14 protein-coding genes are annotated in these 14,645 nt (G+C 58.0%); 3 read left to right on the forward strand and 11 right to left on the reverse strand.

Annotation, left to right across the window (positions count from 1 at the left end; translation table 11 throughout):
- Positions 1 to 4 precede the first annotated feature (4 nt).
- The 7 genes from KUC_RS08400 to dctP form a co-directional block, all read right to left on the reverse strand.
- Positions 5 to 700, reverse strand: coding sequence for a PspA/IM30 family protein (locus KUC_RS08400; protein WP_007112743.1), 696 nt, complete (start codon positions 698 to 700; stop codon positions 5 to 7).
- A gap of 83 nt (positions 701 to 783) precedes the next feature.
- Entirely contained in the window at positions 784 to 1,242 is a 459-nt protein-coding gene (locus tag KUC_RS08405; RefSeq protein WP_244264764.1) for a DUF2170 family protein, read from the reverse strand.
- A gap of 143 nt (positions 1,243 to 1,385) precedes the next feature.
- Entirely contained in the window at positions 1,386 to 2,918 is a 1,533-nt protein-coding gene (locus KUC_RS08410; RefSeq protein ID WP_007112745.1) for a malonate--CoA ligase, read from the reverse strand.
- Positions 2,915 to 4,282: a malonyl-CoA decarboxylase gene (locus tag KUC_RS08415; protein ID WP_007112746.1), complete on the reverse strand. Its 1,368-nt coding sequence runs from the start codon at positions 4,280 to 4,282 to the stop codon at positions 2,915 to 2,917. Before KUC_RS08415 ends, KUC_RS08410 begins: the two co-directional genes overlap by 4 nt.
- Positions 4,283 to 4,293: 11 nt before the next feature.
- Positions 4,294 to 5,628, reverse strand: a complete 1,335-nt coding sequence (locus KUC_RS08420) for a TRAP transporter large permease (protein WP_007112747.1) — start codon at positions 5,626 to 5,628, stop codon at positions 4,294 to 4,296.
- A 2-nt stretch (positions 5,629 to 5,630) separates the two neighbouring features.
- Positions 5,631 to 6,152, reverse strand: coding sequence for a TRAP transporter small permease subunit (locus tag KUC_RS08425; protein ID WP_007112748.1), 522 nt, complete (start codon positions 6,150 to 6,152; stop codon positions 5,631 to 5,633).
- Between the two features lie 102 nt (positions 6,153 to 6,254).
- Positions 6,255 to 7,250 carry a TRAP transporter substrate-binding protein DctP gene (gene dctP, locus KUC_RS08430; RefSeq protein ID WP_007112749.1) on the reverse strand — a complete coding sequence of 332 codons (996 nt, stop codon included), beginning with the start codon at positions 7,248 to 7,250 and terminating at the stop codon, positions 6,255 to 6,257.
- A 154-nt stretch (positions 7,251 to 7,404) separates the two neighbouring features.
- Here dctP and KUC_RS08435 point away from each other — a divergent pair, with 154 nt between their 5' ends.
- The 3 genes from KUC_RS08435 to KUC_RS08445 all read left to right on the forward strand — a co-directional run bounded on the left by KUC_RS08435 (position 7,405) and on the right by KUC_RS08445 (position 10,356).
- Positions 7,405 to 8,088: a GntR family transcriptional regulator gene (locus KUC_RS08435; protein WP_007112750.1), complete on the forward strand. Its 684-nt coding sequence runs from the start codon at positions 7,405 to 7,407 to the stop codon at positions 8,086 to 8,088.
- Between the two features lie 109 nt (positions 8,089 to 8,197).
- Positions 8,198 to 9,202, forward strand: coding sequence for a GlxA family transcriptional regulator (locus tag KUC_RS08440; RefSeq protein ID WP_007112751.1), 1,005 nt, complete (start codon positions 8,198 to 8,200; stop codon positions 9,200 to 9,202).
- Positions 9,193 to 10,356: an MFS transporter gene (locus KUC_RS08445; protein WP_007112752.1), complete on the forward strand. Its 1,164-nt coding sequence runs from the start codon at positions 9,193 to 9,195 to the stop codon at positions 10,354 to 10,356. Before KUC_RS08440 ends, KUC_RS08445 begins: the two co-directional genes overlap by 10 nt.
- Here the strand turns inward: KUC_RS08445 and KUC_RS08450 are convergent.
- The 4 genes from KUC_RS08450 to KUC_RS08465 all read right to left on the reverse strand — a co-directional run.
- Complete coding sequence (locus KUC_RS08450; RefSeq protein WP_007112753.1) at positions 10,353 to 10,799, reverse strand: phosphatase domain-containing protein; 447 nt, start codon at positions 10,797 to 10,799, stop codon at positions 10,353 to 10,355. The genes KUC_RS08445 and KUC_RS08450 overlap by 4 nt on opposite strands.
- Positions 10,787 to 11,878: an MBL fold metallo-hydrolase gene (locus tag KUC_RS08455; RefSeq protein ID WP_007112754.1), complete on the reverse strand. Its 1,092-nt coding sequence runs from the start codon at positions 11,876 to 11,878 to the stop codon at positions 10,787 to 10,789. The genes KUC_RS08450 and KUC_RS08455 overlap by 13 nt, the downstream gene beginning before the upstream one ends.
- On the reverse strand, positions 11,875 to 12,966 hold the full coding sequence (locus tag KUC_RS08460; protein ID WP_007112755.1) for an ABC transporter ATP-binding protein: 1,092 nt from the start codon (positions 12,964 to 12,966) through the stop codon (positions 11,875 to 11,877). Before KUC_RS08460 ends, KUC_RS08455 begins: the two co-directional genes overlap by 4 nt.
- A partial coding sequence (locus KUC_RS08465; protein WP_244264765.1) for an ABC transporter permease occupies positions 12,954 to 14,645 on the reverse strand: 1,692 nt, incomplete at its 5' end. The genes KUC_RS08460 and KUC_RS08465, both read right to left, overlap by 13 nt.

Here is a 14,645-nt window from a genome sequence, read left to right on the forward strand (position 1 = left end):
AAATTTACTCTTGTGCGGCGTTTTTCTTCGCTTTCAGGCGCGCTAACACGTCGTCTGCTTTGCGGTTCTGACCACCCACCCCGGCTGCTTTCAAGCGGGCTTCCAGCGAGCTACCGCTCTCTTCCGCGGCCATATCGTCAGCGGCCTGCATTTGCGCCGAATTAAGCTGCTGACGTTCTTTGATGCGCTCGAGTGATTCCATGGCGCTGCTCATCGCGCTGTTCTGACCAGAGTGGCGAGACGCGACGGCAGATTGGGCCTTTTGTGCTGACTCGGTGGCTTTAACGACGCTCACCTGCTGCTTGAGCTGGCGAAGCTGGTTGTCGGTACTGCGAATGGCACCGCGCAGTTTTTCAATGCTGGCATCGTACTCGCTAACAATAGCGCGCTCCGCTTCCAGGTCATCCTGTAGCGCTACCATGCGTTCAGCCACTTCCACGGCCAGCGCTTCTTCGCCTTTATCCAGCGCGGCCTCGGCGCTTTTTTCCAGCTCGGCGATTTTGCTTTCCAGCGTATCGGCCTTATTGCTGTTCAGCTGGCGCTGGCCCATCAAGCGGGTGAGCTCGGTTTTAGACTGGCTCAGGTGATTTTCCGAGTCGCGGATTTCCTGGTCTAAAATACGCAGTGCCTGGGAATCTACCACTGTTTGACCGGTTTCAGTCGCTTTGCCACGCAGGGCGGTCATGATTTTGCTTAACATAAATAATCTCGCTTATACGTCACCTGGGTGGTGACACTAATTGATAACGGTGATTTGGATAATAGACGAACAAGGGGTAAACGTTAGGCGAAGTGCGTTTGTATCAGTTCGGCGACGTCCATGGCGGCACTGGCCGTGGCGTGCAGCTCAGCGCAAATAGACTCAAGCTTGGAGTCGCCAAATAATTGTCCGTATGCCACATAGAAGTCGTTGCCGTCGATCTCGACAATACCCACCGAGGCCAGCGGTAAAGAGATGCCCTGGCGCAGCAGCACTTCGTTAAGTTCGGCGCTGTTTTTGACGCTGTCGACGGCCACAATCGGCGCCATGGCGACCCACTCATTTTCGCTGCGCGAGAGGGTGATCGGCAAGTTGCCGTAGTCGTTAAGCTCCCAGATCAGCGTCTGATTCGACTCATCCAGGCTAATGGTCGCTTCGGGCCACTCAAGGGTCGCGTTTTCGCTGCTGGCGGCTGCTGGCTGGCTGACTAATTTATAGAGTTCGCTGGCGGTGATGCCGTTGGTAACGGTAGGCGTAGTCAAGGCAATCTGCTCCATCGTTTGTTAAGTGACCTTACCTTAACATTTAGTAGAGCAAATGGTTCCTTTTCCCAGCAAAGCCGTACCAAAAGCCCCGCACGCGGCGGGGCAAAAGGCTGTTAAAAGTATGCTGGCAGGACGGGCGACTAAGGAGAGCGATAGGTGTCGTTGAATCGCTTGCGCAGTTCATTTTTCTGTACTTTGCCCATCGTATTACGCGGCAGTTCATCGACAAAAAAGACCCGTTTGGGCTGCTTATACTTGGCTAGTCGACCGTCTAAGTGGTTGATCACCTTATCTTCATTGAGTTGATCTTCAAGAGCTCCTTGCTGGCGCACCACCACGGCGGTCACCCCTTCACCAAAGTCAGGATGGGGTAAGCCGATGACCGCGGATTCAGCCACTTGATCGAGCTCGTCGATTACCTGCTCGACCTCTTTGGGGTAGACGTTGTAGCCGCCGGAAATCACCAGGTCTTTGTCGCGACCCACAATATGTACATAGCCCTGCTCGTCGACCATGGCGAGATCGCCGGTAATAAAAAAGCTGTCGTCTAACAGCTCCTCGCGGGTCTTTTCGGGCATCCGCCAGTAGCCGATAAACACATTCGGGCCGCGAATCTGCAGCATGCCAATCTCACCTAAAGGCACTTCATCGCCGGTTTCGCGATTGGTAATACGCATCTCCACGCCGGGTAGCGGCATACCCACGGTGCCTGCCCGCCGCGCGCCTTCATAGGGGTTGGAGAGGTTCATATTGGTTTCGGTCATGCCGTAGCGCTCAAGAATCGCATGGCCCGTTTTGGCTTCAAATGCCTCGTGGGTTTCGGCGGTGAGCGGGGCAGAGCCGGAGACGAACAGTCGCATGTTGGCGGTAGCGTCAGGCGTCAGACGCTCATCCTGAACCAAGCGCGTATAGAAGGTAGGAACGCCCATCATCACGCTGCCACGGGGCAGTTCCTCGAAAATCACATCAGCATCGAACTTAGGCAGGAATAGCATGCTGGCGCCCGCCATCAGAGTGACGTTGCAGGCAACGAATAAGCCGTGGGTATGGAAGATCGGCAGTGCATGGATCAGTCGGTCATCCGCGCTGAAGTGCCAGGCTTTGGCTAGGGTCTCGGCGTTTGAGGCAAGGTTTTTGTGCGTTAGCATGGCGCCTTTGGAGCGCCCAGTGGTACCCGAGGTGTAAAGAATAGCGGCCAAGTCGCGCTCACCAAGCGCCACGATATCTTCTCGTGGCGTTGCCGCTCGGGCGGTTTCCATCAGGCTGCCATCGGCGGCGCTGCCCAGGGTAACCACCGCCGGGCAGCCGGTTTCAGCAGCAAGCGCCCGCGCTTGCTCTGCTATCTTGGGACGACAAACAAACAGCGCGGGCTCGGCATCATTTAAAAAGTAGCGAATCTCATCGCCGGTATAGCCCGTATTGAGGGGTAAATAAACGCCGCCGATACGCAGGCTGGCCAGGTAAAGCAAAATGGCTTCAGGGCTTTTATCTACCTGCACGGCAACGCGGTCGCCTTGCTTAACGCCTAACTCGGTTAGCGCACCGGCAAGCTGCGCACTGATGGTCAGCGCATCGGTGTAGCTATAGCGGCGGCCATCGCGAGTGGTAATGAAATCGGCTTCTGCGCGGTCGCGCATTTTGGCCGCAAAGGTTTCAAATAGGTTGTGGCTCATTTGGTGGTCTCTCCCTTGGCCAGCTTGCGGGCGCGACGAGCGAGGTCGCGCACCTCATTTGAGCAAGCAACGGTCGCCTTGGCGGTATAGTTTTCGTGGTTGCGTTCGATATCGTCCAGCACGTAGAGGTAGTTGACCATCAAGCCGGCGGCCTGTTTAAAGCCCTTGTCGGAGATGTCGCCTAGCCAGTTAATGCGGTGGAGTTCGGCGCCGTTGCCGAGGTGGAAGCGGGCAACGGGGTTCAGCGGCTGGCCGCGGCGGTTCTTCTCTTCGACCAGATAGCGGGCGGCCAGCGGGCGAATGGCGGCTTTGAGCTGCTCTTCACGGTTTTTATCTTGATGCCACCCCGGCGTTTCAAGCCCTTTGAGTGACTTACGCAGTGACTCCGGAAGCTGCTCATCATTACGCTGTTCTTGTAACCACTGAGCAAAGCCGGGCACCGGCGAGAGGGTGACGAAGTATTTCAACTGCGGCAGCTCCTGGGAGAGCTCTTGCACCACCTGCTTGATCAAAAAATTACCGAAGGAGATGCCGCGCAGGCCGGTCTGGCAGTTACTGATGCCAAAGAACGCTGCAGTATCGGCATCCTCGGCCTCATCGATACCTTTTTTGCTATAGCTGCTTTCGCCAGAGAGAATGGGCTGAATACGGCTTGGCAAACCCTTGTGCAGGGCCACTTCCACAAAGATTAGCGGCTCATCGCCAATCGCCGGGTGGAAGAAGGCGAAACAGCGACGGTCGCGGGCGTCTAGGCGCCGGCGCAGGTCGTCCCAATCCTGAATCTCGTGGACCGCTTCGTAGCGGATGATCTTCTCTAGAATCGAAGCGGGGGTGTTCCAGTCAATGCGCTTGAGCATCAAAAAGCCGCGGTTGAACCAGGAGCCGAACAGGTGGGCGAAATCCTCGTCGATGGCCGCCAGTTCTGGCTGTTCGCGCAGCAGTGCCAGCAGATCCTCACGCATTTTAACCAGCTCATAAGTACCGTCGCTGGCCAGGTTTAAACGCCGGAAAAGCTCCTGGCGGCGGGGTTCGCAGGCCTCAAACAGGCGCTGTAGCGATGGGTTGTCGCGGGCCTCTTGATAGGCCAGGTAAGCTGCGTCAATAGGGCCGGGCTCGGCCGCAAAGTCAGCCGTTAGGCGGACAAAGAAGCGGCTTTTTTCAGCCGCCGAGAGACGCCGGTAAATTGCCAGGGCGCGGCTCGCTAGCGCGATGCTGGAGGCTTCACCATCGCTTTCCAGCAGCTTGTGGCAGGCCTTCACCAACTGCCCATGGTCGGGCGTTAAGGTCTCGGGATGGCGGCGGCGCAACAGTGCATCACGCTGGGTGATGTTGTTGAACAGCTCCTGCAAAAACAGCATGTTCATGGTTGAACTCCTTAACCCATGATCAAGTTAGGTAGCCAAAGCGCGATGCCTGGGAAGAGACACAGCAGCAAGATACCCAGCACCATGCACAGCGCGTAGGGCAAGCTCCCTATCAGAATGTTGCGCAGCGAAATATCCGGCGCGATGCCTTTAATAATGAACAGGTTGAGACCCACCGGTGGCGTAATCAGGCCGATCTCCAGGTTGATGGTCAAAATCACCGCAAACCAGTAGGGGTCGAAGTTAGCCGCCAGAATAATAGGTAACAGAATCGGCGCGGTCATCACGATCACGGCCACGGGCGGGAGGAAGAAACCGGCCACCAGCAGGAAGAGGTTAATCACCCCCATCAGCGCCCAGCGGTTAATCTCCAGATCAGCAATCGCGCCCGCCACCGTTTGGGTGATAAACATGGAGGAGAGCGCATAGGCGAACACTTCGGCGGTGGCGATCACCAGCATGATCATCACGCTTTCGCGTAGCGAGTCGCGCATGATCAGTTTGAGCGGGCCCAGCTGCCACATGCGGTAGATCAGAATAGCCAGTGCCAAACACAGAAAGGCACCTACGCCTGCTGCTTCCGAAGGGGTTGCTACCCCCCCATACAGGGCAAACAGAATACCTGCGACCACGCCTAGGAAAGGCAACACACGGACGAGCGCTTTCAGATTGGTATCGACATTCTGCTTAACGTTCTGTTTTAGCCGTTCGACGGACTCCGCCATGGGGTTGTTGTAGCCACCGGCCATCTTGCAGGCGATCATCGTCCAGATCATAAACAGGCCCGCGAGCATAAAGCCCGGCACTACCCCGGCGATAAACAGCCGCCCAATGGAGGTTTCGGTGGAGATGCCGTAGATAATCATGGTGACCGACGGCGGAATCAGAATGCCCAGGGTGCCACCCGCGGCAATACAGCCCGCCGCCACGCCATCCGGGTAGCCGCGCATGCGCATTTCAGGAATGCCCATTTTACCAATCGCCGCACAGGTGGCGGGGGACGAACCCGAAAGTGCAGCAAAAATAGAGCAGGCGCCGATATTGGAAACCGCCAAACCACCGGGCAGCTTGCCCATCCATAGATCCAGCGAGCGATACAGATCGCGCCCGGTGGGTGAGGAGGCCACTGATGCGCCCATCAGAATAAACATCGGGATGGCGACAAAACCAAACTCCGCGATGCGATCAAAAAAAGTTTCCCCGAAGTAGGTGAGCTCGGCCAGGCCGCGGTCGTAGAGCAGTGCCAGCAGCGATACGCCACCCAGAGCAAAAGCGATAGGGGTGCCAATAGCCATCAGCGCTATCAGCGCGATGGCGACAATAATGCCTAAGGTAATGGGATCCATACTTAGCTCTCCCCACGCAGAATTTCAGCCACATACTGCAGTGACAGCAGGGTGGAGCCGATGGCCATGGGCAGTAACGCGGGCCACAACGGCGGGGTCCATACCGAGCCAGTCGTCCATTCACCGTGGAATGCCTCAGCCACATAAACCCAACTGGCATATGCCAGAGCGGCACAAAACCCTAACCCAAACAGTGAAGCGATCAGACGCATGATGGTGCGGGTAATACCTCCCAGCGCATCGGGAACAATGGTGATAGCGACGTGGCCACCGGTCATCAACACATAGGGGCTGCCCATTAACATTGCCGCCGTTACCGAGAAGATGGTGAATTCGGTCTGCCAACTGGTGCTCATTCCGAGTAAGTAGCGAATAAAAACCATCTGGCAGATCACTAATACGCCAGCGATAAACATGGCGCAGGCTAAATAAGCGGAAATTCGCGAGAGCTTATCCATGACGCGAATGTAGCCGCCAATGATGCCCCCTCGCTCAAGGGCATTGTGAGTCGTTGCAGGTGCCATAATTCCCTCGTCAAGCTGGTTATATCGCCAAGCTAAGCAAGCATCTGTAGAAAGCGGCCATTCCGAGAGGAATGGCCCCGCCGTTGGGCGATTATTGGTTGCTTACTCGACGGCCAGTGCCGCATCGATAATGGCTTGGCCGTTGGGAACGTTGTCGGCAAAGTTTTTGTAGGAGGTCTCACGGGCGATTTCCAGCCAGGCGTTGTAGTCCTCTTCGCTCATGCTGACTACCTCGACGCCGTTCTCCTGGTAAAGCTCGACCATCTCTTGGTCAATCGCGGCGGCCTCTTCAGCGAAGAACGCTTCTGCTGCTTCACCGGCTTCCATCAGCGCGGCTTGCTGCTCTTCGTTAAGGCCTTGCCACACCTGCTCGGAGATGAGGATAGGCTCGTACATAAACCACAGCGCGAAGTTGCCCGGCTCGGTCAAACATTCGACCTGCTCGTAGAGGCGGAAGGAAATAAACGACATCGACGAGGTGTTCGCTGCGTCCAGTACGCCGGTTTGCATGGCGGTGTAAACCTCAGAAGAGGGCATGGAGGCGATCGAGGCACCAGCGGCTTCGAGCATTTGTTCAAAAGCCGGTCCAGCGGCGCGGAAGTTCTGGCCCTCGACGGTATCGGGTGAGGTAATGCACCGCTCGCTAGAGGCAAAGCCACCCGACAACCATGCATCAGAGAGCACTCGGGCACCGCCATCTAGAATCACTGCTTTGATCATCTCCATGTATTCGGAGTCATTCAGGCGCTGAGCATGTGCCTGGTTGCGCACTAAGCCAGGCATCAGCGTGGCGGAGAACTCTGGATGCCGACCACTGGCATAATCCAGCGGCAGCGAAGTGATATCCAGGCGGCCACGGGCCAGAGCACCCCACTGTTCGCGTGCTTTGAACAGCGATTGGCCGGGGTAGACTTCAATGGTGAGGCCAACATCTGCCTCGGCCACTTGGCGGGCCATCATCTGCACCATTTCATCGCGCACATCCCCCTGGCCACCGGGGAATTGATGCGACGCGCGAAGCACGGTATCTGCAGAAGCGTGGGAAGCCGCAATGGCGAAACTGAGGGCGGCAGCAGTTGAGATCAAATAGCGTTGCATGTGGCGTCTCCAACATTTGTTGTTGTGTGTTTGGATGGGCTATATGTATCTATCAGTCTAGCTGATATATATATCAATAGGCGCTACGTATGCTAATGTCAAATATATGAAAACTAAAACCGCTAAGGTGAGTCGGGATCCGTGGAGGTAAAACATGACAGGCACCAAGCGTTCCAATGCTCAGCGATTAAGAGACTCTCTTGAGGATGACATTATTAATGGCCGCCGTGTGCCAGGAGAACGCCTGGACCCGGAAGCCTTGGGCAGTGAGTTCCAGGTCTCGCGAACACCAGTGCGCGAAGCCTTTCAGCAGCTGGTTGCTAGCGGCTTGGTCACCGTTTCGCCGAAGAAGGGCACCTTCGTTGCAAAAGTGGGCATTGATCAACTGATCGAGATGTTCGAGGTGATGGCCGAGCTGGAGGGCATGTGTGGTCGCCTGGCGGCACGGCGGATTACCGAGCATGAGCTGGCCGCATTAAAGGAAGCCCACCAACGTTGCGAAGCGGCGGCCCTGGCTGGCGACAGCGATGAGTATTACTACGAAAACGAGGGTTTTCACGACTGTATCTATACTGCTAGCCATAACACCTTTCTTGCTAGCGAAGCGCGCCAGTTGAAGCAGCGCTTGAAGCCTTACCGGCGCCTGCAGCTGCAGGTGCGCCAACGGGTGAATAATTCGCTAAGCGAACACCAAACCATCGTGGAGGCCATTGAACAGGGTGACTCCGTAGCGGCGCAGCGAGCACTGAGCGACCATGTGTTGATTCAGGGCGAGCGCTTTAGCGATTTCGTTTCCAGCGTACGCAGGATGGAGGCGCCGTTAGACAGGACGGGCTGATGCTAATGACCTGCTTTTTATAGAGATGTCTCTATCGGTGGGGTAATGGTCCTTGCCGACATAGGCCGTGGCGCCGACACTCTCTCTATGCCATTAACGGAGAGAGACAGTGACGCGCCATATTGCCCTAATTGCCTATCCTGACTGCCAACTGTTGGATGTCAGTGGCCCCTGGCAGGTGTTTGCCAGCGCCAATGCGCTAAGCCCCCATCCGCTGTACCAGTTAACGCTGGTAGCCGATGCCGTCGGCCCGGTAGCCACCAACAGCGGCTTAGCCGTGCACGCTACACACACCTACCACCAACTTAAGCGTTTAATGCCCCTTGATACGCTGTTGGTGGCGGGCGGCAGTGGGGTGATGCAGCAGCGCGACATAGCCGAAGTGAAGCAGGTGCTTCGTGACATCGCCCCAATGGTACGACGGCTTGGGTCGATCTGCTCAGGGGCATTTTTATTAGCCGCTGCAGGGCTGCTGGATGGCTGTCGCGTTACCACCCATTGGCGCCATGCCGAGCAATTAGCCGAGGAGTACCCCGCGCTTAGCGTCGAGCCCGATGCGCTGTATAGCGAAAGCAACGGTCGCTACACCAGCGCAGGCATAACGGCAGGGATTGATTTGGCGCTGTCGCTGGTCGAGGCGGATCACGGTGCCGAACTTGCCGGACGGGTAGCCCGTGAACTGGTGGTTTTTTTGCACCGCCCCGGCGGGCAGTCGCAGTTCAGCGAGATACTGCGCCGCCAGCTTGCTGCGGGGCCACTGCGCCGCTTGCTGGATCAACTCCACGCCGACCCCAGCGTGGATCACGGGCTTGAGAGCATGGCCGACCTGATGGCGGTTTCCCCACGCCATTTATCCAGGCTGTTTAGGCGCTACTTAAATACGACGCCCGGCGCTTACCTGACCCAGCTACGCCTTGAACAAGCGCGCCTTGCGCTGCTCAACGAGCGCGAGCAGCTATCCCTTGAGCGACTGGCACAACGCTGGCGGCTGGGTGGAGCGGAGCAGTTGCGCCGCCAGTTTCAGCGCTACTACGGCGTATCACCCTCGGTCTATCGCCAACGCTTTGCTACTTCTCACGCGGCTTCCGCTCAGGAGAGTGCCTCATGCCTTTAACCGTCACCCTGCTTTCACTCTGCCAAGCGCTGCTGGTTACCGGCAATGTCTTGTTGATTGCCGTTTCACCGCTGATCGGGGCCTCCTTGGCGCCTAGCGCCTCCTGGTCAACTGCGCCGGTCGCCACCCAGTGGTTAGGGTTGATGTGTGCCACCATTCCCGCCTCGTTAATCATGGCCAAACTGGGCCGTAAACTCGGCTTTATGCTGGGCAATATCGTTGGCTTGGTAGGCGCGCTGGTTGCCGTGCAGGCGCTGATGAGCGAGCGCTTTGGGTTGTTCTTGCTGGCCACCTGGTTGATCGGTATCGGCATTGGTTTTGGTCAGCTCTATCGCTTTGCCGCGGTAGAGGCCGCCCCCGCGCCGATGCGTGACCGGGCGATTGGTTTGGTGATGGGCGGCGGCGTACTGGCCGCGTTTGCCGGGCCGTGGCTGGCCAGGGTGAGTCGTGAGTTGGGCGAGGTGCCGTTTTTGGGCAGCTTTGTTGGTTTAGCTGCGCTCTATGCACTGGCGTTGGTGGTACTGATGCTGACACAACTGCCGCCCGCATCCCGCACCCACGGCGAAGGCACCGCACTGCCGCTGGGTAAGATACTCCGCCAGCCCGGATTTATTGTGGCGGTGAGCGCGGCAATGGTTGGTTATGGCGTGATGAACCTGGCCATGACCGCCACGCCGCTAGCCATGGCGGGGGCCGGGCACCACTTTAACCATGTTTCCATGACTATTCAGTGGCATGTGGTGGCAATGTTTTTACCCTCTTTCTTTACTGGGCATTTGGCCACCCGCTTCGGTGCCAAACAAGTTATCGTGGCCGGTTGCCTGCTGCTGGTGGCGAGTGCTGTGGTCGCCCAGTTTGGAATCGGCTTAGCCGGTTTTAACGTGGCGCTGATTCTGCTGGGGTTGGGCTGGAACTTTACCTTTTTGCCCGCCACCGGGCTGCTCACCGAGAGCTACCGCCCGGTGGATAAAGCGCGCACCCAGGCCGCCAATGAGTTTTTAGTCTTTGGCACCGCCGCTACGACCGCGCTGCTCGCCGGTCCCTTGGTTAGCAGTTTAGGCTGGGCGACGCTTAACCTGCTCTTGGTCCCCGTCGCGCTGGTGCCCTTAGCAGTGCTGTTGTGGCAGCGTCGCGCTAGGCTGGCGAACGCTTAAAAGTCCCCTGGTGCGCACTGCAAACAGGTTAGGCCGAGCGCGCGCCACTGGGCGACCACAGCGTCACGGTCATCCAGCACCAGCCAGGGGGCAAAGCCGTCGCTGCGCATTTGATTGAGTAGCGCGGCTTTTACCTCTTCATCATCCACATGGTCATCGCCCTCAGGGCGCAGATACATGGCATCAAAGGGGATGGTATGGCGCTCTAACCAGCGCTGGGTATGCTCACGGTGGCTGTCCGGACGACCGCTGCAAATAACGATCTGCTGGCCCTGGGTCTTCAGGATCTTAACCAGCTTGGCAACCGCTTCGATCACCGGCGCTTCGGCCATATGGGCAAAGAAGGGCTCCCATTGTTTCTGGCTGCCCAGCACCCAGTCACTGACCTGGTGGGGGTGAAATTCGGCTAAGGTGCCGTCGACATCAACAATTACTGCGGACATGCAAAACTCCCTAAACAGGAAAGGGTGACTAAACGTGAATTAGCAGAGAAACGCTGTGCGGTGCAGAGGCGGTCGCTTAGCAGCCGATGCCACGCGTTTAATTCGTTATCGCTAAACTGGGTAAATAGCGGCACCACTTGAGTGGCGTCCAACTGGTCGGCGAGCGCCACCAGGTGCGACGCACGCAGGTGAACATTCCAGCGCTGCCAGCTTATTTCACCCGCCGCTAGCTCGGCGCGGCGATCAGGGGTCAGATAACCTGTATGGAGCAGGTGGTGATCAGGCCACTGTTCCGGGGTATCGTTGCGATCGCACACCAACTGAAGGTTTGGCGAGTAAACGTTTTGCCGCGCTAAAAGCAAGTGAATTGAGTGGTCGAGCCCAGGTCGGCGCAATGTGGCAGGCAGTGCCAATAGCGCGGCCAGGTTGTCGCGAATCACCGGGTCAATGGCGAGCGTTAACTGTCTTCGATCCGCCTCTTCCGCCAGCCATAGTGCCATTTCCAGGGCGCGACCGGTTTCCGGAACCGGAAACGCCAGCGGCTGATAAAGAAACTCACTGATGGCCTGCACGCAACGCACTTGGGGTTGGTCGTAGCTACCGTAGGAGGCATCTAGTAACGCAATACGCGCCGTTGGTGGCGTATCAAAAGGGAACAGCCGCGACTCGAAACAAGCATCGCCGCTATAGAAAACACCGCCTTCCACCGCTAAATGCAGCCACACGCCGCCTAGTGAGTGCCCCGCTTGGCCGGTGGTAACGGTGATGCCTTCCACCTCTAGCGTACCGCGTTCGGGCAGAGGGAGCCAAGAGCGGTTGTGGGGCAATGCCTTGGCTACCAATGGTGTGCAATAAAGTGGCACGTTCTCCGCTAGCTCGGCCACACCGCCGATATGGTCAATATGGTCGTGGCTAATCAGCACTGCATCCACATTCAGGTTGTTCGCCCAGGTAATGGTGTCGTCTGGGTGGAGTGCGCCGCCTGCGTCTAGCAGTAAGCGTTTTCCTTGGGCTTCTACTACTATCGCCGCTGGCCCTTTGGCGCCTAAACCACTTAGAATTTCGATAATAACACTCATTGGTCGGGCTCCAGACACCAGCCCTGCTCAAGGCTAACGGCAACCTGGCTACCCAAATCAGGCGCGCTGTGATGGTAGGCCAGCAGCGTTTCGCCACTGGGCAGGCGCAGGGTGAGTTCATAACGCTCGCCGCGGAAGATCACGCCCTCCACCTGGGCGGCAAGCTGACTATGCGTGGGAGCCACGGAGGAAGAGAGTGTTGTGCTGATCTGAATATGCTCTGGGCGCACCAATACGCTTTGGCTGCGCTCGGATTCGATGGCATTTAACCCGCGCATCAGGGCAGCGCTCTCAAGACGCTTTCCAGGGTGACCAGCGGCGACCATTAATTGGCTGCCCTGGCCTATAAAGCCTGCTACCCAGGCGGTTCGCGGCTGTCGGTAAAGGGTTTCGGGGGCGCCCCATTGAACCAGTTTGCCCGCTTTCATCACCGCGATTTTATCCGCCAGCGCCATGGCTTCGGTCTGGTCGTGGGTGACATAGACCAGGGTAGCGCCAGTGCGCTGGTGAAAATCGCGGAAGCTGTGCTCCATGGTGGCGCGCAGATGACGGTCAAGGTTGGCCAGTGGTTCATCCAGCAACACCACCGACGGGTCGCTGACTAGACAGCGCGCGAGCGCCACGCGCTGTCGCTGACCCCCACTGAGGGCCTGGGGCATGCGGTCGGCGTAGGCATCGAGTTCCACCAGAGCCAGGGCCTGCTGAACCTTTTGCTGATACGCCGTCCCGCGCAGGCCGCGCAGTTTGACTGGGTAGCCCACGTTGTCAGCCACGCTCATATGCGGCCACAGCGCATAGGATTGAAACACCATGGCCATATTGCGCTGCTCGGGGGGGACATGGGTATCGGCGCTTGCCAGGGTACGATTGGCTAATTGAATAGTACCCTCGTTGACCGTTTCAAACCCCGCCAACATGCGCAGCATAGTGGTTTTGCCGCAGCCGCTAGGGCCGAGCAGGGCAACAAACTCTCCCGGATTAATCTCCAACGACAGCTCATCCACGGCAGTGTGTTCGCCAAAGCGTTTGGTAACGCGATCAATGCTCAGTCCTACGATGTTTGGCCCTGCAATGTTTAGCTCTGCCATGGGATGACTCCTTTAGGTAGCCGCGGTGCCAGCAAACTGAGCGTCAGCATCAGCGAGGCGACCATGATCACCACCAGCACTGATACCGCTGAGGCCAGCACGCTTTCGCCGCCTTCGTCGAGGTTGAAGATCAGCACGCCGAGAGTTTCGTTGCCGGCGCTCCACAGCAGCGCAGACACGGTTAGTTCGTTGACCGCCAGCAAGAACACCAGCAGCCCACCGGCGAACAGCGCGGGCGCCACCAGCGGTAAAATAATGCTGCCGAGGCGCCGCCAGGGGCCTGCCCCCGCTAGCTGTGCCGCCTCCTCAAGGGAGGGATCCAGCTGCGCCAAACTGGCGGCGACGGGCTTTACGCAGACCACCAGGAAGCGCGCCAGATAGGCGATAAAAATCAGCCCCAGGGTGCCGTAGAGCGCCACATTGATAATCGGCAGTGGGCGGACAAACAGCAGGATGCAGGCAATCGCCAATACCACTCCGGGAAGCGCATAGGGGATCTCGATAGCGCTAAGTACCACGCCCCGCCAGCGTTCCGGTAGGCGCTGTAGCCGGTAAGCCAATGGCAGGCTCAGTAACATCAACACCACTGCCGCGCTACCCGCTAGTAACAGGCTGTTGTTCACCGCCCGCCATGTAGCGCCTTGACGGCCCATCACTTCGACGTAAGCACCTAAAGTTGTGGTCTCGGCGTTAAGCGGCACGCCCATGGCGGGCACCAGCGAACTGATAATCAGCGCGAGCAGCGGTGCGACCAGGATAATCAGTAAGATCCCGACTAGCGTGGCGGTCACCAGCGAGCGCCAGCGGCCCAGCGTGAAATCGTGGCAGCGTCCACTATGGCCGCCCAGCCCAAAGCGACTGCGTCCCATCAAGTGCTGCTGCAGCGCGACGCCCGCTAAGGCCAGCAATCCAATCAGCAGCGACAGGGCGGCCATTTCTGCCAACACGCCGGTACCGAAGTTGGCCATGCGCTGGTAGATCAGTGTGGGCAGCACGTAGTAGCCAGCGGGAATGCCTAGCATGGCAGGAATGCCAAAGTTGCCCAGGCTTGAGATAAACGCCATCGCCCCCCCGGCGATCAAGCCGCTACGGGTCACGGGGAGAATAATATGGCCCCATACTTGGGTTTGTTTGGCGCCGCTAATGCGGGCGGCTTCGATAAGTTCTCGAGGCAAAGACAGCAAGCTGGTGCGCAGGGCTAGAAATACCAGCGGCGCGCTCTGGATACCCAGCAATAAAGCGATGCCTTCTGCCGAGTAGAGCGGTTGCGGGCTGCCTAGCGGTGGTGCCATACCAATACTTTTTAGAAGCGGGCTGGCCGGGCCAAACAGCTGCAGCCAGCTCAAGGCGGTGACCTGGGGCGGAATCATCATCGGCAGCATAAAGCAGAACACCAGCCACGCTTTTCCGCGCACATTGGTGAGCGTGATGGCAAAGGCGAACAGGCTGCCCAGCAACAGGGCGATCAGCATGCCAAGCCCCGAGGTATACAGGCTATGCCAGAGTGCTCGCCAAGTGCTGGCGCTGTTGAGTACCTGCCATAGCGGTGACTGTCTCCCTTGGGTAAGGTCGCTCAACGCCTCGATCAGCAGGCGCAGGCTGGGCGCCAGGCTGAGCAGCACAATGGCAATCAACAGGCTGGAAAGCAGCCAGCGGTGCTGGCTGGCGGACTTTTTGTC

Origin of the sequence: Vreelandella boliviensis LC1 (genome assembly GCF_000236035.1) — a bacterium.
GTDB lineage: Bacteria > Pseudomonadota > Gammaproteobacteria > Pseudomonadales > Halomonadaceae > Vreelandella > Vreelandella boliviensis.

Bases quoted from the DNA above. Each gene is read 5' to 3' on its own strand.
- KUC_RS08400 (WP_007112743.1), bottom strand. From the start codon at position 700: ATGTTAAGCAAAATCATGACCGCCCTGCGTGGCAAAGCGACTGAAACC.
- KUC_RS08410 (WP_007112745.1), bottom strand. From the start codon at position 2,918: ATGAGCCACAACCTATTTGAAACCTTTGCGGCCAAAATGCGCGACCGC.
- KUC_RS08415 (WP_007112746.1), bottom strand. From the start codon at position 4,282: ATGAACATGCTGTTTTTGCAGGAGCTGTTCAACAACATCACCCAGCGT.
- KUC_RS08420 (WP_007112747.1), bottom strand. From the start codon at position 5,628: ATGGATCCCATTACCTTAGGCATTATTGTCGCCATCGCGCTGATAGCG.
- KUC_RS08425 (WP_007112748.1), bottom strand. From the start codon at position 6,152: ATGGCACCTGCAACGACTCACAATGCCCTTGAGCGAGGGGGCATCATT.
- dctP (WP_007112749.1), bottom strand. From the start codon at position 7,250: ATGCAACGCTATTTGATCTCAACTGCTGCCGCCCTCAGTTTCGCCATT.
- KUC_RS08435 (WP_007112750.1), top strand. From the start codon at position 7,405: ATGACAGGCACCAAGCGTTCCAATGCTCAGCGATTAAGAGACTCTCTT.
- KUC_RS08445 (WP_007112752.1), top strand. From the start codon at position 9,193: ATGCCTTTAACCGTCACCCTGCTTTCACTCTGCCAAGCGCTGCTGGTT.
- KUC_RS08450 (WP_007112753.1), bottom strand. From the start codon at position 10,799: ATGTCCGCAGTAATTGTTGATGTCGACGGCACCTTAGCCGAATTTCAC.
- KUC_RS08455 (WP_007112754.1), bottom strand. From the start codon at position 11,878: ATGAGTGTTATTATCGAAATTCTAAGTGGTTTAGGCGCCAAAGGGCCA.
- KUC_RS08460 (WP_007112755.1), bottom strand. From the start codon at position 12,966: ATGGCAGAGCTAAACATTGCAGGGCCAAACATCGTAGGACTGAGCATT.